Here is a 17,626-nt window from a genome sequence, read left to right as displayed (position 1 = left end):
ATAAGGCTGGATGCGGCTCACTTTAGACCGCGGTGTTCTTATCGCGAGCAAGCTCTGCTCCCACAGGGTTTAGCATTGCAACTCGCTATTGCGACATCCGCTACAACAACGACATCTGCCCACCCGGTGGGCAGAATGCCTCGCAATCCAGATCGAAGCTTTCCCGCTTGTTCAGCCCCAGCCGTTTGATCGCCATCCGATAGCGCTGCGCCAAGAGGTCGGCAAACGGGCCTTCGCCACGCATGCGCACGCCAAAACGGCTGTCGTAAACCTCACCGCCACGCACTTGCCTGACAAGGCTCATCACATGCTCTGCCCGTTGCGGGTAGTGCGCGTGTAGCCACTCTTCAAACAGCGGCGCGACTTCCAGCGGCAGACGAAGCATCACGTAGCTTGCACTCAATGCCCCGGCAGCCTTTGCCTCCGTGAGCATGGCTTCCAGTTCCATGTCGTTGATCATCGGGATGATTGGCGCACACAACACACCCACCGGAACACCTGCATCGCGCAGCACACGGATCGCTCGCAGCCTCGCTTTAGGCGCAGCGGCGCGCGGTTCAAGTATGCGTTTGAGCTCGTCGTCCAGCGTGGTCAGGCTGATGAACACGGAAATCAGGTTCTGCTTCGCCAGTTCGGCCAGCAGATCCAGATCCCGCAAAATCAAAGATCCTTTGGTAATGATCGTCACCGGGTGGCGATAACGCAGAAGCACTTCGAGAACAGCACGAGTGATTTTGTACTCGCGCTCGATGGGCTGATACGGATCGGTGTTAGCCCCCAGGGTGATCGGTGCACAACGATAGCCCGGCTTCGACAACTGCTGTTCGAGCACTGCAGCGGCGTTGGTCTTGGCGATCAGCTTCGTCTCGAAATCCAGCCCCGGCGACATGTCCCAATAGGCATGACTGGGCCGTGCATAGCAGTAAATGCAGCCGTGTTCACAACCGCGATAGGGGTTGATCGAGCGATCGAAAGGGATGTCAGGCGAGCTATTGCGGGTGATGATGCTTTTGGCGGTTTCGCTGGTGACCTGCGTGCCTTGGGTCAATGGCACTTCCTGGTACCAGCCGTCATCCTCAGCCAATGAGCGGCTGGGCGCGAAGCGATTGTGCGGGTTGCTGGCCGTGCCCCGGCCGCGAGGCGGGAAAATCAGGGACATGGGGGCTTCTCCTATAGCTGTATGTGCACACAGTACAAGATACCCCCCTTTACGTCTCTAGCTTGCCCGATAAAAGGCGTAACCCCGGTAGGAGCGAACTTGTTCGCGAGACGGTATTTCTGCATGTGCAGCAACATCGCCTCGCGAACAAGTTCGCTCCTACCGATAGTGAGTCACTTCAATCCAAATCAACCGGCTTTTTCAGCTTCGGATTCGGGAAGAACTGCACGCCCTGCACCTTCGGATCGATAGCCTTGACCGCGATCTTGTTGACTCGCGTGCCGAGTTCGTTCGGCACCGAATTGCCCTGCTCGTTGAGCGTGTCGCTGTAGCCGCAAGCCACGCACTCGCGATGGGGAACGTCGTTTTCGCTCCACATCATGAGTTTGTCCGGCTCGCTGCACGCCGGGCACACAGCCCCGGCGATGAAGCGTTTCTTGGTAATGACTACCGGGGTTTCGGTCATGCTGCCGCATCCTCACTCAGGCCACTGTGACGCAAGAGTGCGTCAATCGATGGCTCACGTCCGCGGAAGTCGACGAACAGCACCATTGGTGCCTGCGAACCACCGCGAGCCAGGATCGCTTCACGGAAAGCGCGACCGGTCTCTGCGTTAAGCACGCCGTCTTCTTCAAACCTGGAGAAGGCATCGGCAGACAGCACCTCAGCCCATTTGTAGCTGTAGTAACCCGCTGCGTAACCGCCGGCGAAAATGTGCGCGAAGCTGTTCGGGAAGCGGTTGTAAGCAGGCGGACGCATCACCGACACCTCGTCGCGAATGCCATCCAGGACCTGCGCCACGCTGCGGCCATCACCATGGGTAGCATGCAACTCGAAGTCGAACAGCGAGAACTCCAGCTGACGAACCATCATCAATCCGGACTGGAAGTTCTTCGCAGCGAGCATTTTTTCCAGCAGGTCCTGCGGCAGGGCTTCGCCAGTCTGGTAATGACCGGAAATCAGCGCCAGACCTTCCGGCTCCCAGCACCAGTTCTCCATGAACTGGCTCGGCAGCTCCACAGCATCCCATGCCACGCCGTTGATGCCGGACACACCAGCATGCTCAACGCGGGTCAGCAGGTGATGCAGACCGTGGCCGAACTCGTGGAACAGGGTGGTGACTTCATCGTGCGTCAGCAACGCAGGCTGACCCGGCGAGGCCGGGGTGAAGTTGCAGACCAAATTCGCCACCGGGCTCTGCAGTTGACCTTCGGCGGTACGGCGACGGTCGCGAGCGCCGTCCATCCAGGCACCGCCGCGCTTGTTGGCACGGGCATACAGATCGAAGAAGAAGCGGCCGACGTGCTGACCGTTTTCCTTGATCTCAAACAGACGCACGTCCGGATGCCAAGTATCAAAGCCTTTCTGTTCGGCGATTTCGATGCCGTACAGACGCTGAACAATGGCAAACAGCCCGCCCAGTACTTTGTCGATCGGGAAGTAGGCACGCAACGTTTCCTGAGAAACGCTGTAGCGTTGCTCACGAAGTTTCTCGCCATAAAAGCCGCTGTCCCAGCTTTGCAGGTCCGGGCAGCCTTGCTCGGCAGCGTAGGCCTTGAGCTGTTGCAGGTCCTGGGCAGCAAACGGTTTGCTGCGCTTGGCCAGATCACGCAGGAACGTCAGCACCTGATCGCTGGATTCCGCCATCTTGGTAGCCAGGCTCAACTCGGAGAAGCTGGCAAAACCCAATAGCTGAGCCAGCTCCTGACGCAAATCGAGAATCTGCTCCATTACCGGGCCGTTGTCGTTCTTGCCGGCATTCGGGCCCTGGTCAGACGCACGGGTACAGTACGCCGCATAGACTTCTTCACGCAGGGCGCGATCTTCGGCGTAAGTCATTACTGCGTAGTAGCTCGGGAACTCCAGAGTGATCAGGAAACCTTCCAGATCCTTGGCCTTGGCGGCGGCCGCCATTTGTTGTTTGGCCGATTCGGTCAGGCCAGCCAGGGACGCTTCGTCGGTGACCAGTTTGGTCCAGGCCTGAGTAGCATCGAGCAATTGGTTGGAAAACTGGCTGCCCAGCTCCGAGAGCTTGCTCTGGACTTCGGCGTAGCGCTTTTGCTGCTCGGGCGGCAGGTCAATGCCCGACAGGCGGAAGTCACGCAGCGATTGCTCAAGAATGGTTTTCTGCGCCACATCAAAGCCAGCCGCTTCAGGGCTGTTGGCCAGCGCTTCAAACGCCTGGAACAGCTCGCGGTTCTGGCCCATTTCAGTGGAATAGGCACTCAGCGCAGGCAGGCACGACTCGTAGGCTTCACGCAGTTCGGCGCTGTTGCACACGGCGTTCAAGTGGCTGACAGGGCTCCAGGCTGCGCCGAGGCGGTCATTGAGTTCGTCCATGGCCAATACAAGCCCGGCCCATGTAGGCTGCGAGCCTTGCCTGGCGAGGATCTCGGCAATCGCGGCGCGGTTGTCGGCAAGAATCTGTTCGATGGCAGGTTTGACATGCTCGGCACGAATCGCCGAAAAAGGTGGCAGGTCGTAGGATTGCAGAAGAGGGTTGTTCGCGCTCACGGTTTTGCACCTTGGCTGGAAGAAACACCCACGCATCTTAATTACAATCGGCGCGGTCCGCAGCTATCAGCGCCAAAGAAGGAGCCTATCGTGGCGATTCGCACGTTCCAGAACCACACGCCAGCGCTTGGCGACCGGGCCTTTGTCGATCATTCGGCGGTTGTGCTAGGTGATGTCGAAATCGGTGCTGACAGCTCAGTCTGGCCGCTGACGGTGATTCGCGGTGACATGCACCGCATCCGTATCGGCGCCCGTACCAGCGTGCAGGACGGCAGTGTGTTGCACATTACTCATGCCGGGCCGTTCAACCCTGACGGCTTTGCGCTGTTGATTGGCGACGAAGTCACCATCGGCCATAAAGTCATGCTGCACGGCTGCGTCATCGGCAATCGCATCCTGATCGGCATGGGCAGCACGATCATGGACGGCGCCGTGGTTGAAGATGAGGTGATCATTGGCGCAGGGAGTCTGGTGCCGCCGGGCAAAGTATTGGAAAGTGGCTTTCTCTACGTCGGCCGCCCGGTGAAACAGGTCCGAGCGTTGACCGAAAAGGAAATCGCCTTCTTTCCCTACAGCGCCGCCAATTACGTGAAGCTCAAGGACCTGCATCTGGCCGAAGGTTTTGATCAGCCTTGCTGAATCGCCACATGCCACGGTAGGAGCGAACTTGTTCGCGAGGCGCTGGGCCTGACACAGCTGCCTCGCGAACAAGTTCGCTCCTACCGTTAACGCCGCAAGACAGCCAATCGCGAAAACCCCATGGGAGTTTGCATGCATTATCAAAACATCCTGTTCGACCTGGATGGCACTCTGACCGATCCACGCCAGGGGATAACCAGATCAATCCAGTTCGCCCTCAAGCAACTGGGTATCGATGAGCCGGACCTGGTGCAACTGGAACACTTCATCGGTCCGCCGCTGTTGCAGCAGTTCATGCATCAATACGGTTTTGACGAGGCCAAAGCCTGGGAGGCGGTGGGTTTTTATCGCCAGCGTTTCAAGGTCACCGGGCTTTACGAGAACCTGGTGTTCGATGGGATATTTGAACTGTTGGATGAGCTGGTGGACCAGGGGCGCAACCTGTACATCGCGACGTCCAAGCCGTGGGTATTCGCCCACGAAATCGCCCGACACTTCGACTTCGCTCGACACTTCAAAGTGATCTACGGAAGCGAACTGGACGGCACCCGCACCGATAAAGTCGAACTGATTGCGCATTTGATGGCGACAGAAAAACTCGACCCGAAACAGACGCTGATGATCGGCGACCGCAAACACGACCTGATCGGCGGCCTGCGCAACGGGCTGGATGTTGCGGCAGTAGGCTATGGTTTTGGTAGTCACGAGGAATTGCAGGCTGAGTCGCCGACGTATCACTTTGCAACGCTGGCGGAGCTGCATAAGGCCTTTCTGAATAAATGAATACCTTGTAGGAGCTGCCGAAGGCTGCGAAGGCGGTGTGTCAGAATTAATGCTTCGCAGCCTTCGGCAGCTCCTACAGGATGTGCGCAAGCCATTGCAGCAAACTTGCTTTCGCCCCGGTCCAACCTCCATCGAATAACTGCCCCATCCAATAAAAAGTCCCGGAGGACCCGATGCCGCAGTACAGCTCCATTGATCAAGCGGTCGCTCATGTCATCGCCCGGTTGCCGACGCACATCCACATGGGCATCCCATTGGGTCTGGGCAAACCGAACCGGTTCGTCAACGCGCTGTATGAGCGCATCAAGCAAATGCCCGAGCGGCAGCTAACGATCTATACAGCGCTAAGTCTCGGTCGTCCGCCAACCGGCGACGGTCTGCAAGGACGATTCCTGCAACCGTTCCTGGACCGGGTATTTGATGATTATCCAGAGCTGGAATTTCTCTCTGACCTGCATCGCGACAGCCTGCCGGCCAATATCCGCGTACAGCAGTTCTTCATGCAGCCGGGCAGTCTGCTCAACAGCGCGCCCGCTCAGCACGATTACATCAGCAGCAATTACAGCCACGCCGCTCGGGACATCAATGCCGGTGGCCTGAACCTGGTCGCGCAACTGGTTGCCCGCGATGAACAGCGGCCCGGCAAGCTGAGCCTGAGCTGCAACCCCGATGTCACCCTCGACTTGTTGCCCATGATCGCGAAGCGACGCGCAGCAGGCGAAACCATTCTGATGTTGGGCCAGGTTCACGCGGACCTGCCCTACATGCCGGGCGATTCGGAGCTGGATGTCGATGACTTCGACTTCCTGATCGATGAGGAAGAACGCAGCACACTGTTCTCTACGCCAAATATGCCGGTAGGTTTTCAGGATCATTTCATCGGCCTGCATGCCAGCACTTTGGTACGCGATGGCGGCACCCTGCAGATCGGTATTGGCTCAATGGGCGACGCACTGACCGCTGCGTTACTGGCTCGGCAGGCCGATAACGACACCTATCGAGCGCTGCTTGCCGAGCTGAACCTCAGCGACTGGCAAACCCTGATCGATCGCGAGGGCGGCGTGGAGCCCTTCGTGTCCGGGCTTTACGGCTGCAGCGAGATGTTCGTCAACGGCTTGCTGGTGCTGGTCGACGCCGGGATCATTCGCCGCAAGGTGTATCCCGATGCGATGCGTCAGCGCGAAGCCAATAATGGCACCCTCGACGAGTCGGCTTACACGGACGGCATCATGGTCCATGGCGGGTTCTTCCTCGGGCCGCAGAGTTTTTATCAGCGCCTTCGCGAGTTTTCCCCGGAGCGTCTCGGCGATTTCAACATGACCGCCATCAGCTACATCAACGAGCTGTATGGCGATGAGCAGCTCAAGCGTCTGCAACGACGCGATGCGCGGTTCATCAACAGCGCGTTCACGGTCACGCTCATGGGTGCTGCCGTGGCCGACCAGTTAGAGGATGGCCGCGTGGTGAGCGGCGTCGGCGGCCAATACAATTTCGTCGCTCAGGCGCATGCGCTGGAAGACGCCCGTTCGATCATGATCCTGCGTAGCTGGCGTGAGTCCGGCGGCGAGACTAGCTCCAATATTGTCTGGGAATACGGCCACACCACGATTCCACGGCATCTGCGAGACATCGTGGTCACCGAGTACGGCATTGCCGACCTGCGCGGCAAGAATGATTCAGCGGTCATTGAGGCCATGCTCAACATCAGTGACTCGCGCTTTCAGCCGGGCTTGATCGAACAGGCGCAACGAGCAGGCAAGCTGCCCAAGGATTTCAAACTGGACCCGCGCTTCGCCCACAACACCGCCGAGCGCCTTCAAGCCATCGCTGAGCAGTATTCGCAGCTGTTTCCCGAATACCCGTTGGGTTGCGACTTCAACACTGAGGAGCGCGACCTGCTGCGGGCGCTGCATTGGCTGGAGAGCAAGTTCAAGCTCACGGAAATCATCGAGCTGGGCAAAGCTACGCTGGACGCACCTGAGCCTGAGGCGTTCCCGGTGCATCTGGAACGGATGCAACTTGACCAGCCACAGGGATTGAAAGAGGAGCTGTATCAGCGGCTGTTGTTGGCGGGGTTGCAGAATACGGCTCGGGCTGATGCGACGCCGAGCGTCTGACACGGCGCAGTGCTTGTGGGAAACGTTATGTTCGCCTGCAAACCCAATCCCCTGTGGGAGCGAGGCTTGTCCGCGATAAAAGCAACTTGGACCATCTGTCGAATCGCAGTGCCTGCATCGCGGGCAAGCCCAGCTCCCACATAAGATTGCGCTCTTGTGTCGGAGCCGGGCTTGGACTGGGCGGCATTGTGACGAGTCAGTCGCTGCGGTGCATCAGGCTTACCGAGCAATCGCTCCTCGCGGGCAAGCCTCGCTCCAACAGGTTTCTACAAAGGTCGGGATCAAAGCGTATTCAACGGGATCTTGAGATAGCGCACGCCATTGTCTTCCGGCTCGGGAAGATGACCTGCACGCATATTGATCTGTACTGACGGCAGGATCAGCACGGGCATTTCCAGCGTCGCATCCCGGGCTTCGCGCATCTGCACGAATTCGTTTTCATCGATGCCCTGGCGAATGTGGATGTTGTTGGCGCGCTGTTCGGCAACCGTGGTCATATACTGCAACTCGCGACCATCAGGCTGGTAGTCGTGACACATGAACAGGCGCGCGGAGTCGGGCAGGGTGAGGATTTTCTGGATCGACTGATACAGCGTTCGTGCATCTGCGCCGGGGAAATCACAACGCGCCGTGCCGTAGTCCGGCATGAACAGCGTATCGCCAACAAACGCCACGCTTTCACCGCCCACCTCGAACACATAGGTCATGCACGCCGGGGTATGCCCGGGCGTGTGCATGGCCCGCGCCTCAAGGGTGCCGACGTTAAAGGTCGCGCCGTCGTCCAGCAGCACGTCGAACTGGCTGCCGTCACGGGCGAAACCAGTCGGCGCATTGAACAGCTCGCCGAACACGTTTTGCACCGCTGTGATATGGCTGCCGATGGCAATCTTCGCGTTGAGCTTGTCTTTGAGGTAAGCAGCTGCCGAAACATGATCGGCGTGGACGTGGGTTTCCAGGATCCATTGCACCGAGGCGTTCAGTTCACGAACCCGGGCAATCAGCTGATCGGCGGATTCGGTGCGCGTGCGTCCCGATTTGGGATCGAAGTCGAGCACGCTGTCGATCAGCGCGCAGTGTCTGGTCTGAACATCCATGACCAGATAACTGAGCGTGGAAGTGTGGGTGTCGAACAAGCCTTCAATGTGCAGGCGGTCGGCGATGATCATGGATTCTCCGACGGTTGTGTGATGGTCGCGATCTTGGGCTGTGCTTCATGTGGGAGCGGTGCTTGCCCGCGATAAGGCTGGATGCGACTCAGCATAGATCGCGGTGTTCTTATCGCGGGCAAGCACCGCTCCCACAAGGGGGCGTATTCCATTTCAAATCACGTGTTGCGGTTATTTAACCTGCACCTTGAAGAAGTCCTGGCGACCAAACGGGCTGACCTGATAACCGCTGACATCTTTGCGGGTGAGGGCGGCTGCGGTTGGGTGTGCCAGTGGCAACCAGAGTGCCTGTTGCTGGATCTGCTGCTGGGCCTGGTGATACAGCTTGCTGCGCGCAGCCTGATCACTGGTGGTTTTGCCGTCGCTGATCAGCTTGTCCAGCGTGGCGTCGCAGTAGCGGGCGAAGTTGGTACCGGACTTCACGGCCGCGCAGGAGAACTGCGGGGTCAGGAAGTTATCCGGGTCGCCGTTGTCGCCAGCCCACCCCATGAACAACAGGTCATGCTCGCCAGCCTTGGCGCGACGGATCAACTCACCCCACTCGATGACTTTGATTTCAGCGGTGATGCCGACTTTAGCCAGGTCCGCTTGCAGCAGCTGCGCGCCCAGGTTCGGATTCGGGTTGAGCAGGCTACCGGTCGGGCGCGTCCAGATAGTGGTTTTGAAACCATCCTTCACGCCGGCCTTGGCCAGCAGCGCTTTGGCTTTGGCGATGTCCTGCTTGTAACCGGGCAGATCTTTCGCGTAGCTCCAAGTGTTTGGCGGGTAGGGGCCGTTGGCAGCTTCGGCGGTGCCTTCGAATACCGCTTTCAGGTAGCTATCCTTGTCGAACGCCAGATTGACCGCTTGCCGCACTTCAGCTTTGTCGAACGGAGGATGCTGACTGTTGATCGCCAGAAACGCAGTCATGAATGCTTCGGTTTTTTCCACTTTCAGGTTCGGGTCTTTAGCGGCTTCCTGGATATCCAGCGGCTTCGGTGAAAGGGTGATCTGGCACTCGTCGCGACGAATGCGCTGCAAACGCACGTTGGCGTCCGGGGTGATGGCGTAGATCAATTTGTCGACGCCCGGCTTGCCTGCGAAATAATCCGCGTTGGCTTCGTAGCGCACCACGGCGTCTTTCTGGAAACGTTCGAACACGAACGGCCCGGTACCAATCGGCTGGCTGTTGAGCTTCTCCGGAGTGCCCGCTTTAAGCAGTTGCGCGGTGTACTCGGCCGAGTAGATCGAGGCAAAACCCATGCTCAGCGTCGCCAGGAACGTCGAGTCCGGGTGGTCCAGGGTAAAGCGCACAGTCAGCGGATCCGGTGCATCGATCTTCTTGATCAGCGCAGGCAACTGCATCGATTGAGCATGCGGGAAACCGCTTTGGGCGACCTTATGCCACGGATTCTGCGGGTCAAGCATGCGCTGGAAACTGAACACCACGTCATCCGCATTCAGCTCGCGGCTCGGCGTGAAATAGTCGGTGTGGTGAAACTTCACGCCCTTGCGCAGCTTGAAGTCGTAGGTCAGGCCGTCAGACGACACTGTCCAGCTTTGCGCCAGGCTTGGCACCAGCTTGCCGCTCTGCGCGTCGAAATCCACCAGCCGGTTCATCAGCACATCGGCGGAGGCATTAGTGGTGGTCAGCGAGTTGTACTGCACCACGTCAAAGCCTTCAGGGCTGGCTTCAGTGCAGACGCTCAAGGCCGTCGCGGCACTGGCCATTACCGGGAACAACAGGGGAGCTAACAAAAACGGTATCGCAGCAAGACGCATGGCTATATTCCTGTCAGAAAGGGCCCCATCTGCTGGCGCAGTCTGGTAAGGGAGTTACCCTAGACCATGCTTGGACGCAGAACAATGGTTACGACCCGACCGGCGGTAGATTTGCCAGCACCCCCGCAACGGCCTGACCATTGGGCTGAACGCGTTGCCTGATGTTGGGGTAAAGTGCTTTGCCTGTTGTGACACCAAACCCTTTCTGGTATAAAGCAGCGCTCTTTTCTAGGGGCCCGGTTCCTTCACTGTAGGTGTAGCCGGTAAGACCCTTAAAGAAACGCGGCGCCTGGCGCCAAATGACTGAGAGATTAAGCGGCCAACCCATGCCGGGTTGGGCATGAGGTTTTAGAGGGCTGAGGCATGTCGAGAGTCTGTCAAGTTACCGGTAAGGGTCCGGTGACTGGGAATAACATTTCCCACGCAAACAACAAAACCCGTCGTCGTTTCCTGCCAAACCTGCAGCATCATCGCTTTTGGGTTGAAGAAGAGAAACGTTTTGTTCGTCTGCGCGTATCTGCTAAAGGCATGCGTATCATCGACAAGCGTGGCATCACTGTTGTGCTCGCTGAACTCCGTCGCGACGGCAAAATTTAAGGGAGAAGATCATGCGTGAATTGATCCGATTGATTTCTAGTGCTGGTACCGGTCACTTCTACACGACCGACAAGAACAAGCGCACCACTCCGGACAAAATCGAAATCAAAAAATTCGATCCGGTTGTTCGCAAGCACGTGATCTACAAAGAAGGCAAAATCAAGTAATTGATTTTTCTTCTTTACGAAAAAGCCCGCAGCGATGCGGGCTTTTTTGTGCCTGATGGAAAAGTCAGGCTTTCGCTTCAAACACCACGTAAATTTTGCGGCAGTGCTCCAACACTTCCCACGTACCTTTGAATCCCGCTGGAATCACAAAGCGATCTCCCGCTCTCAGAGTTTTCGACCCGCCCGCGTCATCGCGCAAGACCGAAACACCCTGGACGATTTCGCAGTACTCATGCTCGGTGTAGTTGACCGACCACTGACCCACTTCGCCTTCCCAGACACCCGCGTTCAGTTGTCCGCAAGGGCTGTTGTAGTGGTTGTAGATTGTCTGTTCCGGGTCGCCCTTGAAGATTTTTTCCGGCGCAGGACGGTAGCGTTCAGCTTCGGTGCCGGCTTCGCTGAAATCCACGATGCTGTCGATAGTCATTTCTTACCCTCGCGGTAGATGCGTTGCAGGTTTGACGAAGTGCACGGCCAATAGTGCCAAAGGCCCGCGTCTGGATGTTGCATAAATCGAACAAGATGGCGGGATTCAGGCCCGTTATGTCAAAGATATTGGAAATCGCCAGATCACTGGTTTAGGGTGGTGAGTGCAGTTGCGTGGTGGCAGTAGGTTGCAGGTTGTTTGTTTTTTGCACAAATCTACCCTCCACGCACACCCTAATCGATACAAGCGGAGGACATACGCATGACCACCCTGACCCACGCTGACTGGGAACAACGCGCCAAGGACCTGAAGATTGAAGGCCGCGCGTTTATCAATGGCGAGTACTCCGACGCCACTTCCGGTGAGACATTCGAATGCATCAGCCCGGTCGATGGCCGTCTGCTGGCCAAAGTCGCCAGCTGTGACGCCGCCGACGCTCAACGCGCCGTTGAAAGCGCTCGCAAGACATTTAATTCCGGTGTCTGGTCGCGAATGGCGCCGGCCAAGCGCAAGGCCGCCATGTTGCGCTTGGCCGCACTGATCAATAAAAACGTCGAAGAGTTGGCCCTGCTGGAAACCCTGGACATGGGCAAGCCGATCAGTGACTCGTACAGCATCGACATCCCAGGCGCCGCTAACGCGCTGAGCTGGAGTGGCGAGGCCATCGACAAGCTCTATGACGAGGTGGCTGCAACGCCTCATGACCAACTCGGTCTGGTGACCCGTGAGCCTGTGGGCGTTGTCGCCGCCATCGTGCCATGGAACTTCCCGCTGTTGATGGCGAGCTGGAAACTCGGCCCGGCGCTGTCCAGCGGTAACTCCGTCATCCTCAAACCTTCGGAAAAATCTCCGCTGACCGCCATTCGTATTGCCCAACTGGCGATCGAAGCGGGCATTCCAGCTGGCGTGCTCAACGTGCTGCCAGGATATGGTCACACCGTGGGCAAGGCGCTGGCCCTGCACATGGATGTCGACACGGCGGTGTTCACCGGCTCGACGAAAATCGCCAAGCAGTTGCTGGTGTACTCCGGCGAATCGAACATGAAACGCATCTGGCTGGAAGCGGGCGGCAAAAGCCCGAACATCGTCTTTGCCGATGCGCCTGACTTGCAGGCTGCTGCTGCATCCGCGGCCAGCGCTATCGCATTCAACCAGGGCGAGGTCTGCACCGCAGGTTCGCGCTTGTTGGTTGAGCGCTCGATCAAGGACAAATTCCTGCCCATGGTCATTGAAGCGCTGAAGAGCTGGAAGCCGGGCAACCCGCTGGACCCGGCCACGACGGTTGGCGCACTGGTGGATACTCAGCAGATGAACACTGTGCTGTCTTACATCGAAGCGGGCCACTCCGATGGCGCCAAGCTGGTGGTGGGCGGCAAGCGTATTCTGCAGGAGACCGGTGGCACCTACGTCGAGCCGACGATTTTCGACGGCGTGACCAATGCCATGAAGATCGCTCAGGAAGAGATTTTCGGCCCGGTTCTGTCGGTATTGACGTTTGATACCGCCGAAGAGGCCATCCAGATCGCCAACGACACGCCTTACGGCCTCGCTGCTGCCGTCTGGACCGCAAACCTGTCCAAGGCCCACCTGACTGCCAAAGCGTTGCGCGCCGGTAGCGTATGGGTCAATCAGTACGATGGCGGCGACATGACTGCGCCATTCGGTGGCTTCAAGCAATCGGGCAACGGCCGCGACAAGTCGCTGCATGCTTTCGATAAATACACCGAACTGAAATCGACGTGGATTAAGTTGTAACCGCTATCGGTCAACCCGTAGAACCGGCTGAAGCCAATCCTACGGAATTGCGTAGATCCTGTAGGAGCGCACGAGCACCGCGAGGCCGCGATAGCGGTGTATCAGACAGGCCGCCATCGCTGCCTCGCGGTGCTCGTGAGCTCCTACAGCGCAACAGTGATTTGCTTCAAAACAGCCGGGCTTCCCTTGGATAGCCCGGCTGTTTCGTCTTGGCCTTTTGATCCACAGGAGCGTGGGGATGCGTTGGGGTACTTATTTCGCGGTGCTGGCGTCGGTGCTTTCCGTCGGGCTGGCATTGGGCGTCAGCATGCCGCTGGTGTCTTTGCGACTGGAAAGCTGGGGTTACGGCTCATTCGCCATTGGCGTGATGGCTGCGATGCCCGCTATTGGTGTGCTGCTCGGCGCGAGCCTGGCCAGCGGCCTTGCGGCACGCTTCGGCACCGCCGCGCTGATGCGCCGCTGCCTGTGGGCTGGCGCGCTTTCCGTAGGACTGTTGGCGCTGCTGCCGTATTACTCGGTGTGGCTGGTGCTGCGCCTGACGCTGGGCGTGATCCTGACCATCGTGTTCATCCTCGGCGAAAGCTGGATCAACCAACTCGTCATCGAAAAATGGCGCGGCCGTCTGGTGGCGCTGTACGGCAGCACGTACGCCTTGTGCCAACTGGCCGGACCGTTGCTGCTTGGCGCATTGGGCACCGAGCACGACACAGGTTTCTGGGTCGGCGTGGCGCTGCTGATTATTTCGCCGTTTTTGTTGCTGGGCAGAAGCGGGGCCCCAAGCACCGATGCATGCCGCGTGACCTTCATCGACCTGTTCGCTTTTTGTCGCTCCATGCCCGCAATTGCCTGGGCAGTCGCCCTGTTCGCTGCATTCGAAGCGCTAATCCTGACCTTGCTGCCGATCTATTGCCTGCGCCAGGGCTTCACCCCGGAAATCGCCTTGGCGATGATCAGCACCGTAGTCGTGGGCGACGCGCTTTTGCAATTACCGATTGGCGCACTGGCCGACAAGGTTTCGCGGCGCACGCTGTTTTCAAGCTGCGCGGTGGCCTTGATGGTTTCAAGTCTGCTGGTGCCGCTGCTGGTAAATACCGTGCTGATCTGGCCGCTATGGGTACTGTTCGGGGCCAGCGCAGGCGGTTTGTTCACCCTGTCGCTGATTCTCATCGGCGAACGCTTTCGCGATGACGCACTGGTTCGCGCCAATGCGCATGTGGCGCAGCTATGGGGAATCGGTTGTTTGCTGGGGCCATTGGCCGCCGGGGCCGGCAGCCAATGGGTCAGCGGTCAGGCGCTGCCGCTGTTGATGGCAGCGGGAGCGTTTGGTCTGGTGATCCTGTCATTGCGACGCGGAGCGTTCGGGGCTCAACCGGCAGCGAAGGCCTAGAGCATTTTCTCCAGGCCAACGACCCGACTGAACCATGCATTCAAGCGACGCCAGGTATCGCCGGGCTCTTTGTACAGGGTGTGCATTTTGCCGTCGTCTTCGGTGACCCACACCACTTTGCCGTCTTCCAGCTTCGCTTCATAACTCACAGTGGGCTGCATGCCTTGCAACGCCAGCTCGCGCAGCGCTTCGGTCAGTTCAGGGCTATCCACCAGTACACCGACTTCGGTGTTCCACAGCACCGAGCGCGGGTCGAAGTTGAAGGAGCCCACGAACACTTTACGACGATCAAACGTCATCGCCTTACTGTGCAGGCTAGAGTCCGAACCACCGCCAAACGTGCCGCCTTTGCTGAACAGATGAGGGCCGCTACCGCCGCTAGAACTCCCCGGGTCACCGGGCTGACGGCGCATCTCAAACAGCTTCACACCATGCTCCAGCAGCGCCTTGCGATAAGGCGCATAACCGCCGTGCACCGCAGGCACGTCAGTGGCCTCTAGTGAGTTGGTCAGCAAACTGACCGATACCCCGGCATCGGCACGCCCGGTGAGATACAGCAAACCTTCTTCACCGGGAACGAAGTAGGCCGAAACCAGTATCAGCTCCTTGTTCGCGTTGAGCAGCTCAGGCGCCAGTTGCGTGGTCAGCAGCAGATGCGGGTCAGGCTCGCCACGCGCCAGCACTTTGGTGGGGGCATCCCACAGGGCCTGGTTGTGCGCCCAGATCAACTCGTTGAACCAGATTTTAAGGCGCGGATTTTTCTGATAAGCCATCAGGCGGTCATACAGCGCCTTGTGTTTATGCTGCGACTCGACAAGCGATGCCTCAAGACGTTTGCGCGCCTTGGCCAGATCGCGAGTCGTCGGCAGGAAATACATGAACTCGGCAATTGGCTTGCTCAGGGTGCTGTTCCAGTACTGATCAAAACTGTGCCCAAGCTGCTCTGCTACCGGACCGACGCTGAGCATGTCGATGTCGGTGAAATTCAGGTTTTCTTCGGCGTCGAAGTATTCATCACCCAGATTGCGCCCACCCACGATGGCCGCGCTGCTGTCCGCCAGCCACAGCTTGTTGTGCATGCGCCGATGCTGCCGCGACAGATTCATCAGTCGTCCCACGCTGCGGGTTACGCCGGTCTCACGCCCTAGGCTCTGGGGGTTGAACAATCGAATCTGAATGTTGGGATGCGCTGCCAGGGTAGCGATGGAGTGATCCAGTCCGTCACTGGTGGTGTCGTCCAGCAGGATGCGCACACGAACACCGCGATCCGCAGCCTTGAGCAATTCATCAATCAAGGCGCGGGTGCTTAACCCGTCATGGACGATGTAGTACTGCAAATCCAGGCTGGTGCGGGCATTGCGGATCAGTTCGGCGCGCGCCATGAAGGCTTCGGTGCTGTTGGACAGCAAGCGAAAGCCCGAACGTCCCTCATGGGGCTGAGCCATCGCCTGAACCGAACGGCCAAACGCCGAATCCGTTGGCGGCAATGCCTGACTGGGCTCGTTGGGAATGTGAACGTGCGAACAGCCGCTGACCCACGACGCGACGGACAGAAAAAAGGGCAAGGCCCATGTCTTTTTCAAAATGATCATCCGGAAATTACAGCTCGGCGATAGGACCGCAAAAACCCCGGAAAAGTTACGAAACAGGAGGCGATTGCTCTGCAATCAGCTGAGAAATGGTTTCACCGACCGTACGCACCGCGTTCTCGACCTCTGGCGACGGCTTGGCAGCGAAGTTCATTCGCAGGCAATTGCGATACTTGCCGGAGGCGGAAAAGATACTGCCAACCGCAATCTGTACGCCCTTGGTCAACAGCGCACGATTCAGACGCAATGTATCGAAGTCCTCAGCCAGCTCGACCCACAGCATGAAGCCACCTTGCGGGCGACTGACCCGCGTACCCGCCGGAAAGTAACGCATCACCCAGTCGATCATCTGTTCGCGACCGCGCTGATACTGACTACGCATACGCCGCAGATGCGGCTCGTAATGACCGCCCTCGAGAAATTCGGCAATCGCCAGTTGCGGCTGGGGCGCTGTTGAACCCGTGCCGATGTACTTCATGTGCAGCACGCGCTCAAGGTAGCGGCCCGGCGCCACCCAACCGATGCGCAAGCCTGGCGCAAGCGTCTTGGAGAACGAGCTGCACAGCAGGACCCGACCGTCTTCGTCGAAGGATTTGATCGTGCGCGGCCGCGGATAACTGAACGCCAGATCGCCATAGACATCGTCTTCGATGATCGCCACATCAAAGCGCTGAGCCAGTGTCAGCAAGGCGCGCTTGCGGTTTTCCGGCATGACGTAACCCAGCGGATTGTTGCAGTTGGGCGTCAGCTGTATGACCTTGATCGGCCATTGCTCCAGCGCCAGCTCCAATGCTTCAAGGCTGATGCCGGTCACGGGATCGGTCGGGATTTCCAGGGCTTTCATGCCCAGGCCTTTCAGTGTCTGCATCGCGCCGAAAAAGCTTGGCGAGTCCACAGCGACGATATCCCCCGGATCACAGATGGCCCTGACGCTGGCCGAAAGCGCCTCATGGCAACCGGTGGTGATGAGCAAATCGTTAGCGGTCAGGTTACAGCCCGAATCCAGTAGCAGCCGAGCAACTTGCTCGCGAAGTGTCTGGTTGCCCTGGATGCTGTCGTAATACAGACCGGGCATTTGCTCATCACGACTGATCCGCCCAAGGGCGCGCATCAGCGGTCGTAGCGTCGGGCTACTGACGTCGGGCATGCCACGCCCCAGTTGCACTAGGTTTGGCAAAGCCTTGACCCGCATCAGGTCCAGCACCTGATCCCACTGGGAGATATCCACTGGACGCTGCGCAGGACGGCCAATGACCGGCAGCGCCGGAACAGCACGGCTGACCGGCACAAAATACCCGGACTTGGGTTTGGGCAGGGCAAGGCCGCTGTCTTCCAGCACGCGATACGCCTGCTGCACCGTACTCAGGCTGACGCCGTGTTCAACACTCAACGCGCGTACCGAAGGCAGCCTGTCGCCAGGCCGATAGAACCCGTTTTCGATACGCGTACCGAGCAATTCGGCGAGGTTGACGTAGAGCGTCATGAGCATACTCTCGGTTTTTTAAGTGAGTCAGCCATACAGATTGGAGAAAAATACAGCATTCAGCGCCGTTATGAAAAGATCT

The 17,626-nt window shown here is 58.5% G+C and carries 15 protein-coding genes; 7 read left to right on the top strand and 8 right to left on the bottom strand.

What is annotated here, in order from left to right:
- Positions 1-100: 100 nt before the first annotated feature.
- From ABRP31_RS27940 to prlC, 3 genes are all read right to left on the bottom strand, one after another.
- The gene (locus tag ABRP31_RS27940) at positions 101-1,159 is read right to left on the bottom strand and encodes a PA0069 family radical SAM protein (RefSeq protein ID WP_349971761.1); all 1,059 of its coding nucleotides are present in this window, start codon (positions 1,157-1,159) and stop codon (positions 101-103) included.
- A 178-nt stretch (positions 1,160-1,337) separates the two neighbouring features.
- Positions 1,338-1,625: a YheV family putative zinc ribbon protein gene (locus ABRP31_RS27935; RefSeq protein ID WP_349971760.1), complete on the bottom strand. Its 288-nt coding sequence runs from the start codon at positions 1,623-1,625 to the stop codon at positions 1,338-1,340.
- Positions 1,622-3,709 (bottom strand): oligopeptidase A, encoded by a 2,088-nt coding sequence (gene prlC, locus ABRP31_RS27930; protein ID WP_349971759.1) that lies wholly within the window; start codon positions 3,707-3,709, stop codon positions 1,622-1,624. The genes ABRP31_RS27935 and prlC overlap by 4 nt, the downstream gene beginning before the upstream one ends.
- Before the next feature lie 54 nt (positions 3,710-3,763).
- Here prlC and ABRP31_RS27925 point away from each other — a divergent pair, with 54 nt between their 5' ends.
- The 3 genes from ABRP31_RS27925 to ABRP31_RS27915 all read left to right on the top strand — a co-directional run bounded on the left by ABRP31_RS27925 (position 3,764) and on the right by ABRP31_RS27915 (position 7,212).
- Positions 3,764-4,312, top strand: a complete 549-nt coding sequence (locus ABRP31_RS27925) for a gamma carbonic anhydrase family protein (protein WP_349971758.1) — start codon at positions 3,764-3,766, stop codon at positions 4,310-4,312.
- 132 nt (positions 4,313-4,444) lie between these two features.
- The gene (locus ABRP31_RS27920; protein WP_349971757.1) at positions 4,445-5,095 is read left to right on the top strand and encodes an HAD family hydrolase; all 651 of its coding nucleotides are present in this window, start codon (positions 4,445-4,447) and stop codon (positions 5,093-5,095) included.
- Positions 5,096-5,268: 173 nt separating this feature from the next.
- On the top strand, positions 5,269-7,212 hold the full coding sequence (locus tag ABRP31_RS27915; protein ID WP_349971756.1) for an acetyl-CoA hydrolase/transferase C-terminal domain-containing protein: 1,944 nt from the start codon (positions 5,269-5,271) through the stop codon (positions 7,210-7,212).
- 281 nt (positions 7,213-7,493) lie between these two features.
- Here the strand turns inward: ABRP31_RS27915 and ABRP31_RS27910 are convergent, their stop codons facing one another.
- Both ABRP31_RS27910 and ABRP31_RS27905 read right to left on the bottom strand, forming a co-directional pair.
- Positions 7,494-8,378, bottom strand: coding sequence for an MBL fold metallo-hydrolase (locus ABRP31_RS27910; RefSeq protein WP_349971755.1), 885 nt, complete (start codon positions 8,376-8,378; stop codon positions 7,494-7,496).
- Between the two features lie 171 nt (positions 8,379-8,549).
- Complete coding sequence (locus tag ABRP31_RS27905) at positions 8,550-10,139, bottom strand: ABC transporter substrate-binding protein (protein WP_349971754.1); 1,590 nt, start codon at positions 10,137-10,139, stop codon at positions 8,550-8,552.
- 363 nt (positions 10,140-10,502) lie between these two features.
- Here ABRP31_RS27905 and rpmB point away from each other — a divergent pair, with 363 nt between their 5' ends.
- Both rpmB and rpmG read left to right on the top strand, forming a co-directional pair.
- Positions 10,503-10,736 (top strand): 50S ribosomal protein L28, encoded by a 234-nt coding sequence (rpmB, locus tag ABRP31_RS27900; protein WP_007920377.1) that lies wholly within the window; start codon positions 10,503-10,505, stop codon positions 10,734-10,736.
- Positions 10,737-10,747: 11 nt separating this feature from the next.
- Complete coding sequence (gene rpmG, locus ABRP31_RS27895) at positions 10,748-10,903, top strand: 50S ribosomal protein L33 (RefSeq protein ID WP_007894709.1); 156 nt, start codon at positions 10,748-10,750, stop codon at positions 10,901-10,903.
- Between the two features lie 64 nt (positions 10,904-10,967).
- Here rpmG and ABRP31_RS27890 read toward each other — a convergent pair whose 3' ends face one another.
- The gene (locus tag ABRP31_RS27890) at positions 10,968-11,330 is read right to left on the bottom strand and encodes a cupin domain-containing protein (RefSeq protein WP_349971753.1); all 363 of its coding nucleotides are present in this window, start codon (positions 11,328-11,330) and stop codon (positions 10,968-10,970) included.
- A gap of 261 nt (positions 11,331-11,591) precedes the next feature.
- Here ABRP31_RS27890 and ABRP31_RS27885 point away from each other — a divergent pair, with 261 nt between their 5' ends.
- Together ABRP31_RS27885 and ABRP31_RS27880 are read left to right on the top strand one after the other, a co-directional pair.
- Positions 11,592-13,085, top strand: a complete 1,494-nt coding sequence (locus tag ABRP31_RS27885) for an aldehyde dehydrogenase (protein WP_349971752.1) — start codon at positions 11,592-11,594, stop codon at positions 13,083-13,085.
- Positions 13,086-13,323: 238 nt separating this feature from the next.
- Positions 13,324-14,472: an MFS transporter gene (locus tag ABRP31_RS27880; RefSeq protein ID WP_349971751.1), complete on the top strand. Its 1,149-nt coding sequence runs from the start codon at positions 13,324-13,326 to the stop codon at positions 14,470-14,472.
- On the opposite strand, the gene ABRP31_RS27875 is transcribed toward ABRP31_RS27880, so the two are convergent.
- A complete protein-coding gene (locus ABRP31_RS27875; RefSeq protein WP_372489264.1) occupies positions 14,469-16,055 on the bottom strand; it encodes a phospholipase D family protein in 1,587 nt (528 codons plus the stop codon). The genes ABRP31_RS27880 and ABRP31_RS27875 overlap by 4 nt on opposite strands.
- A gap of 55 nt (positions 16,056-16,110) precedes the next feature.
- The gene (locus ABRP31_RS27870) at positions 16,111-17,544 is read right to left on the bottom strand and encodes a PLP-dependent aminotransferase family protein (protein WP_087269576.1); all 1,434 of its coding nucleotides are present in this window, start codon (positions 17,542-17,544) and stop codon (positions 16,111-16,113) included.
- Between the last annotated feature and the right edge of the window lie 82 nt (positions 17,545-17,626).

This window comes from Pseudomonas caspiana, from assembly GCF_040224095.2.
In the GTDB taxonomy this organism is placed as follows: Bacteria; Pseudomonadota; Gammaproteobacteria; order Pseudomonadales; family Pseudomonadaceae; genus Aquipseudomonas; species Aquipseudomonas caspiana.
The sequence above is the reverse complement of the archived record's forward strand: the minus strand, read 5'-3'. Positions and strand labels throughout refer to the sequence as shown.

Coding starts and splice junctions, on each gene's coding strand:
- ABRP31_RS27940 (WP_349971761.1), bottom strand. CDS start 1,159: ATGTCCCTGATTTTCCCGCCTCGCGGCCGGGGCACGGCCAGCAACCCG.
- ABRP31_RS27935 (WP_349971760.1), bottom strand. CDS start 1,625: ATGACCGAAACCCCGGTAGTCATTACCAAGAAACGCTTCATCGCCGGG.
- prlC (WP_349971759.1), bottom strand. CDS start 3,709: ATGCGTGGGTGTTTCTTCCAGCCAAGGTGCAAAACCGTGAGCGCGAAC.
- ABRP31_RS27920 (WP_349971757.1), top strand. CDS start 4,445: ATGCATTATCAAAACATCCTGTTCGACCTGGATGGCACTCTGACCGAT.
- ABRP31_RS27915 (WP_349971756.1), top strand. CDS start 5,269: ATGCCGCAGTACAGCTCCATTGATCAAGCGGTCGCTCATGTCATCGCC.
- ABRP31_RS27910 (WP_349971755.1), bottom strand. CDS start 8,378: ATGATCATCGCCGACCGCCTGCACATTGAAGGCTTGTTCGACACCCAC.
- ABRP31_RS27905 (WP_349971754.1), bottom strand. CDS start 10,139: ATGCGTCTTGCTGCGATACCGTTTTTGTTAGCTCCCCTGTTGTTCCCG.
- rpmB (WP_007920377.1), top strand. CDS start 10,503: ATGTCGAGAGTCTGTCAAGTTACCGGTAAGGGTCCGGTGACTGGGAAT.
- rpmG (WP_007894709.1), top strand. CDS start 10,748: ATGCGTGAATTGATCCGATTGATTTCTAGTGCTGGTACCGGTCACTTC.
- ABRP31_RS27890 (WP_349971753.1), bottom strand. CDS start 11,330: ATGACTATCGACAGCATCGTGGATTTCAGCGAAGCCGGCACCGAAGCT.
- ABRP31_RS27885 (WP_349971752.1), top strand. CDS start 11,592: ATGACCACCCTGACCCACGCTGACTGGGAACAACGCGCCAAGGACCTG.
- ABRP31_RS27880 (WP_349971751.1), top strand. CDS start 13,324: ATGCGTTGGGGTACTTATTTCGCGGTGCTGGCGTCGGTGCTTTCCGTC.
- ABRP31_RS27870 (WP_087269576.1), bottom strand. CDS start 17,544: ATGACGCTCTACGTCAACCTCGCCGAATTGCTCGGTACGCGTATCGAA.